This is a genomic window from Streptomyces sp. NPDC037083, assembly GCF_055606485.1.
The window spans coordinates 214,843-227,003 of the sequence record NZ_JBVJSQ010000006.1; the positions used below are offsets into that span (position 1 = coordinate 214,843).

General features: G+C 71.2%; 11 protein-coding genes. 10 read left to right on the top strand and 1 reads right to left on the bottom strand.

Translation table 11 applies throughout. From position 1 onward, the window contains the following. Nucleotide 1: 1 nt before the first annotated feature. The 10 genes from pafA to ACZ7DE_RS18435 all read left to right on the top strand — a co-directional run bounded on the left by pafA (nt 2) and on the right by ACZ7DE_RS18435 (nt 10,161). A complete protein-coding gene (pafA, locus tag ACZ7DE_RS18390; RefSeq protein ID WP_470762379.1) occupies nt 2-1,363 on the top strand; it encodes a Pup--protein ligase in 1,362 nt (453 codons plus the stop codon). A gap of 136 nt (nt 1,364-1,499) precedes the next feature. Next, nucleotides 1,500-2,504, top strand: coding sequence for an FKBP-type peptidyl-prolyl cis-trans isomerase (locus tag ACZ7DE_RS18395; protein WP_470762381.1), 1,005 nt, complete (start codon nt 1,500-1,502; stop codon nt 2,502-2,504). A 66-nt stretch (nt 2,505-2,570) separates the two neighbouring features. Then, nucleotides 2,571-2,942: an FKBP-type peptidyl-prolyl cis-trans isomerase gene (locus tag ACZ7DE_RS18400; protein WP_470762383.1), complete on the top strand. Its 372-nt coding sequence runs from the start codon at nt 2,571-2,573 to the stop codon at nt 2,940-2,942. Nucleotides 2,943-3,096: 154 nt separating this feature from the next. Further along, on the top strand, nt 3,097-4,074 hold the full coding sequence (locus ACZ7DE_RS18405) for a helix-turn-helix transcriptional regulator (RefSeq protein ID WP_470762385.1): 978 nt from the start codon (nt 3,097-3,099) through the stop codon (nt 4,072-4,074). 18 nt (nt 4,075-4,092) lie between these two features. After that, nucleotides 4,093-5,121: a helix-turn-helix transcriptional regulator gene (locus tag ACZ7DE_RS18410; RefSeq protein ID WP_470762387.1), complete on the top strand. Its 1,029-nt coding sequence runs from the start codon at nt 4,093-4,095 to the stop codon at nt 5,119-5,121. A 29-nt stretch (nt 5,122-5,150) separates the two neighbouring features. Next, on the top strand, nt 5,151-5,414 hold the full coding sequence (locus ACZ7DE_RS18415) for a hypothetical protein (protein WP_470762826.1): 264 nt from the start codon (nt 5,151-5,153) through the stop codon (nt 5,412-5,414). A gap of 80 nt (nt 5,415-5,494) precedes the next feature. Beyond that, the gene (locus ACZ7DE_RS18420) at nt 5,495-5,689 is read left to right on the top strand and encodes a hypothetical protein (RefSeq protein ID WP_470762389.1); all 195 of its coding nucleotides are present in this window, start codon (nt 5,495-5,497) and stop codon (nt 5,687-5,689) included. A 261-nt stretch (nt 5,690-5,950) separates the two neighbouring features. After that, a complete protein-coding gene (gene tatA, locus ACZ7DE_RS18425; RefSeq protein WP_470762390.1) occupies nt 5,951-6,235 on the top strand; it encodes a Sec-independent protein translocase subunit TatA in 285 nt (94 codons plus the stop codon). A gap of 92 nt (nt 6,236-6,327) precedes the next feature. Beyond that, the gene (tatC, locus tag ACZ7DE_RS18430; protein WP_470762828.1) at nt 6,328-7,212 is read left to right on the top strand and encodes a twin-arginine translocase subunit TatC; all 885 of its coding nucleotides are present in this window, start codon (nt 6,328-6,330) and stop codon (nt 7,210-7,212) included. A gap of 90 nt (nt 7,213-7,302) precedes the next feature. Beyond that, a complete protein-coding gene (locus ACZ7DE_RS18435) occupies nt 7,303-10,161 on the top strand; it encodes a DEAD/DEAH box helicase (RefSeq protein ID WP_470762392.1) in 2,859 nt (952 codons plus the stop codon). A gap of 321 nt (nt 10,162-10,482) precedes the next feature. On the opposite strand, the gene atzF is transcribed toward ACZ7DE_RS18435, so the two are convergent. Beyond that, complete coding sequence (gene atzF, locus ACZ7DE_RS18440) at nt 10,483-12,153, bottom strand: allophanate hydrolase (RefSeq protein WP_470762394.1); 1,671 nt, start codon at nt 12,151-12,153, stop codon at nt 10,483-10,485. Nucleotides 12,154-12,161 lie beyond the last annotated feature (8 nt).

Consider the following 12,161-nt stretch of genomic DNA (forward strand, 5'->3'; position numbering starts at 1 on the left):
CATGGACCGCCGCATTTTCGGGCTGGAGAACGAGTACGGCGTCACATGTACGTTCAGGGGACAGCGCCGGCTGTCTCCCGACGAGGTGGCGCGGTACCTCTTCCGCCGTGTCGTGTCATGGGGCCGAAGCAGCAATGTCTTTCTGCGGAACGGCGCCCGCCTCTATCTCGACGTGGGATCGCATCCGGAATACGCGACACCGGAATGTGACAACGTGACCGAGTTGGTCACCCACGACAAGGCCGGCGAGCGCATTCTCGAGGGACTCCTGGTGGACGCGGAGCGACGCCTGCACGAGGAAGGAATCGCGGGCGACGTCTACCTCTTCAAGAACAACACGGACTCGGCCGGCAACTCTTATGGTTGCCACGAAAACTATCTGGTGGCGCGGCACGGGGAGTTCTCCCGGCTCGCGGACATCCTGATCCCGTTCCTGGTGACCCGGCAGCTGCTGTGCGGCGCGGGCAAGGTGCTGCAGACGCCCCGCGGGGCGGTCTACTGCGTCAGCCAGCGGGCCGAGCACATCTGGGAGGGCGTCTCCTCGGCGACGACCCGCTCGCGGCCCATCATCAACACGCGTGACGAGCCGCATGCGGACGCCGAGCGGTACCGCCGGCTGCACGTCATCGTGGGCGACTCGAACATGTCCGAGACGACCATGCTGCTGAAGGTCGGCGCGACCGATCTGGTGCTGCGCATGATCGAGGCGGGCACGGTGATGCGGGATCTGACGCTGGAGAACCCGATCCGGGCGATCCGTGAGGTCAGTCATGACATCACGGGCCGGCGCAAGGTGCGGCTGGCCAGCGGCCGTGAGGCCTCCGCGCTGGAGGTGCAGCGGGAGTACTACGAGAAGGCCGTGGACTTCGTCGAGCGCCGCGGCATCCGGACCGGCACGGTCGACCAGGTCCTGGAGCTGTGGGGCCGCACGCTGGACTCGATCGAGGAGGAGGACCTCGACCGGATCGGCACCGAGATCGACTGGGTGATGAAGTACAAGCTCATCGAGCGGTACCGGGCCAAGCACAACATGACGATGTCGCATCCGCGGGTGGCGCAGATAGACCTCGCGTACCACGACATCCATCGTCGTCGTGGTCTGTACTACCTGCTGGAGCGCAAGGGTCAAGCGGCGCGTATCTGCAACGACTTGAAGATCTTCGAGGGCAAGTCGGTGCCGCCGCAGACGACTCGGGCGCGGTTGCGCGGCGACTTCATCCGCCGCGCGCAGGAGCAGCGCCGGGACTTCACGGTGGACTGGGTCCACCTGAAGCTCAACGACCAGGCGCAGCGCACCGTGCTGTGCAAGGACCCGTTCCGGTCGGTGGACGACCGGGTCGAGAAGCTGATCGCCGGCATGTGAGCGAGCGCTCCGCGCGTGTTCGGCGCGCGGTGCGCCGCGCAACACGGGCACCGTACGTTTTCCGTACGGTGCCCGTCGCACGTCGTAGAGTTGCGCGCACGCCATCAGAAGATCGACCGATTACGAGGCTTTCATCGTGCGCCGACGCTCCCTCATCCTTGCCGCCGTCCCCGCGGGACTGGTCACGCTGTCCGCGTGCGGTGACGACAAGTCCGACTCGAGCAAGGCGAGCGACAGTGCGTCGCCCTCGGCCGCGGCCCCGTCGGCGGCGCCTTCGCCGAAGATCGTGGACGGTCCGTTGCCGGCCATCACGGCGGGGGTGAAGTTCGGCGAGAAGCCGACGGTCGCCAAGGGCACGGGCAAGCCCTCGGACCAGCTGGCGGTGAAGACGGTGATCGCGGGCGGCGGGAAGACGGTCGCGGAGAACGACTACATCCAGGCCCACTGCCTCGGGCAGATCTGGGACAGCGCGAAGGTCCTCCTCAACTCCTACGACACCAAGAAGACGCAGTTCACCCAGCTCGCGAAGGGCGGCAACCTCGAGGGCTGGACCTATGCGCTGACGGGGAAGAAGACCGGCAGCCGGGTGCTGTTCTCCGTGCCGCCGACCTGGGGTTTCGGCAAGGAGGGCAACGCGGAGGCGGGCATCTCGGGCACCGACACGCTGGTCTTCGTCTTCGACATCCTGGACACGTTCAACGCGAAGAGTTCGGCCAAGGGCAAGGACGCCGCGCAGGACGAGGCCGGTGTGCCGAAGGTCGGCACGAACACCGACGGCAAGGCGCCCTCGATCGAGATCCCCAAGTCGAAGCCGCCGACCAAGCTGGTGGCGGACTACGTGATCGAGGGGGACGGCGCCGAGCTGGCGGCGGACGACACCGTGCTGGTGCAGTACAAGGGCGTCATCTGGGACACGGGCAAGGAGTTCGACTCGACGTACAGCCGCGGTTCGCTGACGTCGTTCTCGCTCCAGCAGGTGGTCAAGGGCTGGGCGCAGGGTCTGACCGGCAAGAAGGTGGGCAGTCGCGTCGTCATCGTCGTGCCGCCGTCGCTGGGTTACGGCGACAGCCCGCCGAGCGGCAGCGGCATCGAGAAGGACTCCACGATGGTGTTCTCGGTGGACATCCTCGCCAAGGCGTGAGCCCGTTCAGGGTGTAAGACTGTCTGTGTTGTTGCCTTTCCGTGAGACACGCCAGGAGTAAGTGACGTGAGCATTGACAAGCCCGAGATCGATTTTCCCGGCGGCGAGCCCCCGGCGGACCTCGAGATCAAGGACATCTGGGAGGGCGACGGCGAGGTTGCGCAGGCCGGTCAGACCGTCACCGTCCACTACGTGGGCGTCGCCTTCAGCACCGGTGAGGAGTTCGACGCCAGCTGGAACCGTGGGACGCCGTTCCGCTTCCCGCTCGGCGGCGGCCGCGTCATCAAGGGCTGGGACCAGGGCGTGCAGGGCATGAAGGTCGGCGGCCGTCGTCAGCTGACCATTCCGGCCCACCTCGCCTACGGCGACCAGAGCCCGACCCCGGCGATCAAGCCCGGTGAGACGCTGATCTTCGTGGTGGATCTGCTCGCGGTCTGATCGTCGCTCCGCCGGCCCGCGCTGATCGTGGCGCGACCGGTGGCGGTCATTCGGGGCCCATGCCTGCCCGGGCATGGGCCCTCGGCTTTTGTCCGGGCACCGCGGGGCGGTACGGTCTCGATCGTAAGCACCATAGGGGAGGCGAAGGGCGTCGATGGCCATTGCCAAGGCCGAGCGGCTGATGAACCTGGCGCTGTGTCTGCTCGGGACGCGGCGGCCGCTCAGCAAGCGCGAGCTGCGCGATTCCATCGAGGCGTACGTCGAGACCTTCCGGTCCGGCGCCGGGTCCGCGGGGTCGGACGACTCCTTCAACCGGATGTTCGAGCGGGACAAGGACGATCTGCGCGAGCTCGGCCTGGTCATCGAGACCGTGGAGAGCCTGGACGGCGAGATCGGCTACCTCGCGCGCCGAGACAGCAACCGGCTGCCGCCCATCACCCTCGACGCCGAGGAGGCCGCGGCCCTGGGGCTGGCCGCCAAGGTGTGGCAGCAGGCCCGCCTGGCGGGCGCGGCCAGCGGTGCGCTGCAGAAGCTGCGCGCGGCGGGCCTGCCCGAGGACGTGGACCCGTACGAGGCGCACGGCGCGCTGGAGCCCCGGATCCCCGTGCACGAGGCGGCGTTCGAGCCGTTGATGCTGGCCTGCCGTGACCGTCGGCCCGTCGTGTTCGACTACCGCAAGGCCACCGCCGCGCATCCGGAGCCGCGCCATGTCGAGCCGTGGGCGCTGGAGTGCTGGCGCGGCCACTGGTATCTGGCGGGCTTCGACCGCGACCGGGGCGCCGAGCGGGTGTTCCGGCTGTCGCGGATCACCGGCAGGGTGCGCTCGCGCGGCACGGGCTTCACCGTGCCGGTTCCCGACGTCGTCACCGTGCGCGAGACGGTCGCCAGCTGGGCGGGGGAGACCGCCGACCGCAGCGCGCTGATCCGGCTGCGGACGGGCTCCGGGTACCCCTTGCGGGCGAAGGCCACGGCCGTGCGGGAACTCGGGGACGGCTGGGACGAGTTGGAGATTCCGTACGGGCACGGACTGGACGCCTGGCTGGTGGAGTTCGGGCCGGACGTGGTGGTGCTGGAGCCGGCCGAACTGCGGGCGGACGTCGTGGACCGGCTGCGAGCCGTGGCCAAGGGCTGAGGGGGAGCGAGCAACACAGTGGCAGGCAAACCGGTCAGGCCGGCGAACGCGATCGACCAGACCCGGCGGATGCTCTCCCTGGTGACGTATCTCAGGGAGCGCCCCGGCGCGCGCATCGAGGACGTGGCGCGCGCCTTCGGCATCACGGAGGACGAGCTGGTCTCGGACCTCGACGTGCTGCCCATGTGCGGCACCAGCTTCCGCGGCGGCGACCTTCTCGACATCGACACCGACGGCGAGCGGATCTGGTGGCACAACCCGGCCGCGCTGGGCGCGGACGCGGCCGAGCCGCTGCGGCTGGCCGCCGACGAGGCGACCGCGCTGCTGGTGGCGGCCCGGGCCGTCGCCACGCTGCCGGGGCTGCGGGAGGGCGACCGGCAGGCGCTGCTGCGGGCCACGGCGAAGGTGGAGGCGGCGGCCGGCGAGGCGGCGGGGGCGAGTGCGCGCCTGTCGGTGACGTTCGAGTCGGAGGGCGGGGTCTTCGCCGACGTCGACCGGGCGATCTCCGAGCGGCGCAGGCTGTGGATCCGCTACTACTCGCCCGCTCGTGACGAGGTCACCGAGCGCGAGATCGACCCCATCCGGCTGGTCAGCGTCGGGCACACCTACGTGGAGGCCTGGTGCCGCCGCTCTGAGGCGCGGCGCACGTTCCGACTGGACCGGGTCGCCGAGATCAAGATCCTCGACGAGCCCTCGGCGCCGCCCGAGATCGAGTTGCGGGACCTGTCGGAGGGGCTGGTGCAGCCGGCCGCGGAGGACCCGGAGGTCGTGGTCGAGGTCGGTCCGGGCGGCCGCTGGGTCGCCGAGTACTACCCGCACGACAGCGCGGATGAGCTTGCCGACGGCGGTCTGCGTATTGCTCTGCGCACCCCCGACCCCGCCTCGCTGAAGCGGCTGGCCCTGCGGCTGGGCCGCGACGGCCGGATCGTCTCGCCGCCCGAGCTGGCCGACAGCGCCCGCCTTGCGGCGACGGTGGCGCTCGCGGCGTACGACACGCCGCAGGCCGGTGGGGCCGACGTTGCGGAACGGAAGGAGCTGGGGCTGTGATCGAGTCTGCGGGGTCCGCTGCGCGGGACATGACGGTCGCTGCGGCGTTCGCCGGGATGAGGAGGGTGGTCCCCATGGTGTTCAGGGCGGGCTGCCCGGACTGCCGGGAGCGCTTCGAGCTCGCCGCGAGCGCGCTGCGCCTGTCCATCGGCGCCACCAGCCGTACGACGTTCTACTCGTTCACCTGCCCCGAGTGCGGCGCGGCCGTGCGCAAGCCCGCGGGGGAGCGCATCGTCGAGCTGCTGACCGGAGGCGGGGTGCGCACCCTGCGGCTGCACTCCTCCGTCCAGTAGGCCGCTCGCCGTGAACCGGCCGCCGGCCGGCCGCTCCCCGTGTTCCTCGACGGCGTCCGGGAGCGTCTAGGCTCGGCGGCATGTTCTGGCCGATGTTCGCGGTAGCTGTGGGTTTCCTGGGTCTCGCCGTGCTCGGGGTGTTCGCCGTGCGGGTGTTCGTGGAGGCGCGGCGTCTGGGCAGGCAGGTCACGGAGTCCGCGCGCCGCATCAACCGGGCGGCCGAGGACCTCGAGCGGGCCGCCGTGAGCACCGCCCGGGCCGTGGACTCCCTCTGAGTCCTGTAGTGGGAAGCGTGTGAGTCCCGCGTCCCAGGCGGTTTGGGTCACTTCGACCTGTCACCCTGGCCACCCCGGCAGGTACGCTGCTGGTCGCGGCCCGGAGAACGAGGCTCGGACCGCGTACCGGGAGTAGGCACGGGGATTGCCTCACGTTTACCCCGCAGCGTTACGATCGCTCTGAAGACGATTGTTCGGACAGGTGTCCGACCGGTCGGACGGCAACCCGCCCCCGCAGCCTCGGTGAGAAGGTAAAGACTTATGTTCGGAAGGCTCGGCGCCCCCGAGATCATTCTCATCCTCGTCGTCGTCATCCTGCTGTTCGGCGCCAAGAAGCTTCCCGACATGGCGCGCTCGCTCGGCAAGTCCGCTCGCATCCTCAAGAGCGAGGCGAAGGCGATGAAGGAAGACGGCGGGAGCACGGCCACCCCGGCCGGCCCGCCCAACGACGAGCAGACCCCGGCCCAGCGCACCATCCAGGCGGCCCCCGGTGACGTGACGAGCTCGCGCCCGGTCACCGAGCCGACGGACACCACCAAGCGCTGACGCAGGGCCGGAGACATCCGGCCCGCCGCACGAGATGGGAACGTGGGTTGCTGAAGTCTGCCCGCAAGAAGGAGAAGGATCCCGAGGGGCGGATGCCTCTTGCGGAGCACCTTCGCGAACTCCGCAACCGGCTCGCGAAGGGCATGCTGGCGCTGACGGTGGTGTCCGTCGTGGTCGCCTTCTACAGCCAACAGCTGATGGACTTCCTGATGGACCCCGTCCCGCGGTGCACCACCGGGCTGGGTGAGTCCACGGGCGGAACCTGCGCCGTCATCGCCTACACCGACCTGCTGTCACCCTTCACCACCACGGTGAAGGTGTGCTTCATGGCGGGCGTGGTCATCTCCAGCCCGGTCTGGCTGTACCAGCTCTGGGCCTTCGTGGCGCCGGGACTGCACCAGCACGAGCGCAAGTACACGTACTGGTTCGTGTCCGCGGCCGTGCCGCTCTTCCTGGGCGGCGCCGCCCTCGCCTACACCGTCCTGCCCATCAGCATGCGCGTGCTCCTCGGCATCACGCCGGACGGCTCGGCGAACATCCTGCCGATGGACAAGGTCCTGGACTTCATCGTCCGGATGATCCTGATCTTCGGGGCCGCCTTCGAGCTGCCCCTGCTCCTGGTCATGCTCAATTTCAGCGGCATGGTCACCGGGCGCAGGATGGCCGGCTGGTGGCGGGGCGTGGTCATGGGCGTCTTCGTCTTCGGGGCGGTGGCGACTCCCACCACCGACCCCTTCGGAATGATCGCGCTGGCCGGCCCGATCATCGTCCTGTACTTCATCGCGGTAGGGGTCTCCCTCCTGAACGACCGCCGACGCCGCCGCGCCGATCCGGACGCGGAACTGAGCGACGACGAGGCGTCGGACCTGGACCTCACCCCCACGGACATCGGCGAGATCGAGACCGTCGCCGTCAGCCGGGCGCTGCCCGAGCAGGCGACGCCGGACCGGGTCAACGGCTATGACGACGTGACCTGAGCCCCCCGGCCCGCACCGAACCCGCAGAGGCGCCCTCGTCCCCACGGACGAGGGCGCCTCCGCGGTGTTTGGCGGCCCGTCTTCCGGATAATGATCGTCCTGTTGTCAGTGCGGCCCGGTACGCTCGAAAGCACGATGACAGAGGATCTCTCACCGGCCGAGCGGTACGCGGCAGCACGTAAGCGCGCTGTCGAGCAGGCCACCGCGCTCGCGTCCTTCCGCGAGATGTACGACTTCGGTCTCGACCCCTTCCAGATCGAGGCCTGTCAGGCGCTGGAGGCGGGCAAGGGCGTCCTCGTGGCCGCCCCCACCGGCTCGGGCAAGACGATCGTGGGCGAGTTCGCCGTCCACCTCGCCCTCCAGCAGGGCAAGAAGTGCTTCTACACGACGCCCATCAAGGCGCTGTCGAACCAGAAGTACTCCGACCTGTGCCGCCGTTACGGCAGTGCGAAGGTCGGCCTGCTCACCGGCGACAACAGCGTCAACTCCGACGCCCCCGTGGTCGTGATGACCACCGAGGTGCTGCGGAACATGCTGTACGCCGGTTCGCAGACCCTCCTGGGCCTCGGCCACGTGGTGATGGACGAGGTGCACTACCTCTCCGACCGCTTCCGCGGCGCCGTGTGGGAAGAGGTGATCATCCACCTTCCCGAGTCGGTCACCCTGGTCTCCCTGTCCGCGACCGTGTCCAACGCCGAGGAGTTCGGCGACTGGCTGGACACCGTGCGCGGCGACACCGAGGTGATCGTCTCCGAGCACCGGCCCGTGCCGCTGTTCCAGCACGTCCTCGCGGGGCGGCGGATGTACGACCTGTTCGAGGAGGGCGAGGGCCACCGCAGGGCCGTCAACCCCGACCTGACGCGGCTGGCCCGCATGGAGGCGTCCAAGCCCTCGTACCAGGACCGCCGGCGCGGCCGGAACGTGCGCGAGGCCGATCGCGAGAGGGAGCGCCGCCAGCGCTCGCGGGTGTGGACGCCGGGACGCCCGGAGGTCATCGAGCGGCTCGACGCCGAAGGCCTGCTGCCCGCCATCACGTTCATCTTCAGCCGCGCCGCCTGCGAGGCCGCCGTCCAGCAATGCCTGTACGCCGGCCTGCGGCTGAACGACGAGGAGGCGCGCGCCGAGGTCCGGGCGCTCGTCGAGGAGCGCACCGCCGCCATCCCGCACGAGGACCTGCACGTCCTCGGCTACTACGAGTGGCTGGAGGGCCTGGAGCGGGGCATCGCAGCCCACCACGCGGGCATGCTGCCGACGTTCAAGGAGGTCGTCGAGGAACTGTTCGTGCGCGGCCTGGTCAAGGCCGTCTTCGCGACCGAGACCCTCGCCCTCGGCATCAACATGCCGGCCCGGTCGGTGGTGCTGGAGAAGCTCGTCAAGTGGAACGGCGAACAGCACGCCGACATCACCCCCGGCGAGTACACCCAGCTCACCGGGCGCGCCGGCCGGCGCGGCATCGACGTCGAGGGACACGCCGTCGTGCTGTGGCAGCGCGCCATGAACCCCGACCACCTGGCCGGCCTCGCGGGCACGCGCACGTACCCGCTGCGCTCCAGCTTCAAGCCGTCGTACAACATGGCGGTCAACCTCGTCGAGCAGTTCGGGCGACACCGCTCGCGCGAGCTGCTGGAGACGTCGTTCGCGCAGTTCCAGGCCGACCGTTCGGTGGTCGGGATCTCCCGGCAGGTGCAGCGCAACGAGGAGGGCCTGGAGGGCTACAAGGCCTCCATGACCTGTCACCTCGGCGACTTCGAGGAGTATGCGCGGCTGCGCCGCGACCTCAAGGACCGCGAGACCGAGCTGGCCAAGCAGGGCGCGGCCCAGCGGCGCGCCGAGGCGGCCGTGGCGCTGGAGAAGCTCAAGCCGGGGGACGTCATCCACGTGCCCACCGGCAAGTACGCGGGCCTGGCGCTGGTGCTCGACCCCGGCCTGCCCGCCGGACGTGCCAACGGCCACCGCGGCTTCGACCACCACGACGGGCCGCGCCCGCTCGTGCTCACCGCCGAACGGCAGGTCAAGCGGCTGGCGTCGATGGACTTCCCGGTGCCGGTCGAGGCGCTGGAGCGGATGCGGATCCCGAAGACGTTCAACCCGCGCTCGCCGCAGTCCCGTCGCGACCTCGCCTCAGCGTTGCGCACCAAGGCCGGGCACATCCCGCCGGAGCGGGCCCGCAAGCAGCGCTCCCAGGCCGCCGACGACCGGGAGATCGCCCGGCTGCGGACGGCGATCCGGGCGCACCCCTGCCACGGCTGCTCCGAGCGCGAGGACCACGCCCGCTGGGCCGAGCGCTACCACCGGCTGCTGCGCGACACCTCCCAGTTGGAGCGCCGCATCGAAGGGCGCACCAACACCATCGCCCGCACCTTCGACCGGATCGTGGCGCTGCTGACGGAGTTGGACTATCTGCGCGGCAACGAGGTCACCGAGCACGGCAAGCGGCTCGCCCGCCTCTACGGCGAACTCGACCTGCTCGCCAGCGAATGCCTGCGCGCGGGCGTCTGGGAGGGGCTCGCCCCCGCCGAACTCGCCGCCTGCGTCTCGGCGTTGGTCTACGAGGCGCGGGTCGGCGACGACGCGATGGCGCCCAAGCTGCCCTCGGGCAAGGCGAAGGCGGCACTCGGGGAGATGGTGCGGATCTGGGGTCGGCTGGACGCCCTGGAGGAGGACTTCCGGATCAGTCAGACCGAGGGCGTGGGACAGCGCGAGCCCGATCTCGGCTTCGCCTGGTCCGCCTACATGTGGGCCTCGGGCAAGGGGCTGGACGAGGTGCTGCGGGAGGCCGAGATGCCGGCCGGGGACTTCGTGCGCTGGTGCAAGCAGGTCATCGACGTGCTCGGGCAGATCGCGGCGGCGGCTCCCGCCTCGGCCGAGGGCTCGACGGTGGCGAAGAACGCCCGCAAGGCGGTCGACGCGCTGCTGCGAGGCGTGGTCGCCTACTCCTCGGTGGGCTGACCGGCCCAGGGCTGCCAGGTCCAGGCGGACCAGACCCAGGCCAGGACCCAGGCCCGGGTCCTGGCCCAAACCGGCTCCCCCGTTCTCCCAGCCGGCCGGGTCGGCTCGGTTCGGTTCGCGACGGCCGGGTCGGGCGCCGCGGGTCGGCGCCGACAGGGCGAGGGGCCCGGGACGCACGCCGGTACGACAGGGCGCCGTTTCCGGTGGCGTCCGTGCCGTCCGACGTTCCGTGCGCCCGCGGTCCGCGCGCACGCGCAGCCGGGAGGGGGCCGCATCGGCGGGTGCCGGGGTGCCGGGGTGCCGGGGTGCAGGCTGCGCGGGTCAGCGGTCCAGGTACGCTCGCCAGCCGCCGTACGCGGTGATGTCCTCGGCGTCGGCCAGGGCGGACGGCTCGCAGAGGAAGCCGGGGACGCGGGTGCCGTCGGCGAGTTCGACGGCGCCCAGGGCCATGGGGCGGGGCAGCGCGGCCAGCAGCGCCCCGAGGCCTTCCGCCGGGAGGCGCCAGACCTCCGCCTCGATCGCCGCCCCGGCCGCCTGCGCCGCCCCCGGCACGTCTCCTTCGCCGACATGGACGAGGCCGGGCTTCGGCGGGTTCGTTCGCAAGGCGTGCAGGCGGTAGGCCGGGGCCGTGGTGGTCGTGCGGTCGAGGCGGGCGCCCAGAGCCAGGAGCTGCGGGTTCAATGGCTGACCCGACAGGTGCGCGCCCACCACGGCCACCCGTGTCCCGGGCCGCAGCAGACCGGCGATCCGGGTCAGCCGTTCGTCCGTGTGAGCCGGGCCGATCAGCATCACTCCGAAGGGGAGGCCGTTCACCTCGCCGGCCGGGACGGCCACCGCGGCCAGGTCGAAGAGGTTCGTGGAGTTGGTGAAGCGGCCCAGACGGGCGTTGGCCCCCAGCGGGTCGGCGGCGACCTCGGCGAGGGTGGGGTGGCCGGGGGCGGTGGGCAGCAGCAGGGCGTCGGCGTCGGCCAGCTCGGCGAGGGCCCGGGTGCGCAGGCCGGCCAGCCGCTCCTGGTCCGCGAAGAGCCGGTGGGCGGGGATGTCGCGAGCGCGGGTGATGATGCCGGCGACGGTCGGGTCCAGACCCGCGCCGCCCTCGGCGAGCAACTTGTCGACAAAGCTCCCTACGGCGGTGTAGCGCTCGGCGACGAACGCGCCCTCGTACAGCATCGCGGCGGCCTCGGTGAACGGTGTGAGGTCGAGGACGCGGATCTCGGCCCCGGCCGACGCGAGCTGCCGTGCCGCAGCCTCGTAGGCCTGCGCCCACCCCTCGTCCAGCTCGCCGAGCTGCTCACGCGGCGCGACCGCGATCCGCCAGGGGCCGGCGGGCCGCCCGGGCAGCGGCGGGACGGTGCCGGACGTCATGTGGGCGAGGGCCTGCTCGGCCTCCGGCAGGGTGCGGGCGAAGACGGTCACGCAGTCGAGCGAGGCGCAGGCGGGGACGACGCCCTCGGTCGGCACGAGGCCGCGGGTGGGCTTCAGGCCGACGATGCCGTTGAAGGCGGCCGGGACCCGGCCCGAGCCCGCCGTGTCCGTGCCGAGGGCGAAGTCCACGATGCCGAGGGCCACCGCGACGGCCGAGCCGGAGCTGGAGCCGCCGCTGATCCGCGCCGGGTCGAGCGCGTTGCGCACCGCGCCGTGCGGGGAGCGGGTCCCCACCAGGCCCGTCGCGAACTGGTCCAGGTTCGTCGTGCCCAGCGGCAGGGCGCCCGCCGCGCGCAGACCGGCGACCACCGGGGCGTCGGCGGCGGGCTCGTAGGCGTACGCGGGACAGCCCGCGGTCGTGGGCAGGCCGGCCACGTCGATGTTGCCCTTGGCGGCGAACAGCCGTCCGGCCAGCGGGAGGCGGGCCCCGGCGGCGACGCGCTCGTCGATCGCCCGTGCCTCCGCCTCGACCTCCGCCCGGGGGCGCAGGTCGATCCAGATCTCGGGGCGGCCGGTGGCCTCGATGCGGTGGTAGGCGGCGCGGACGCGGCCGAGCGTGGTGGACATCCGGTACC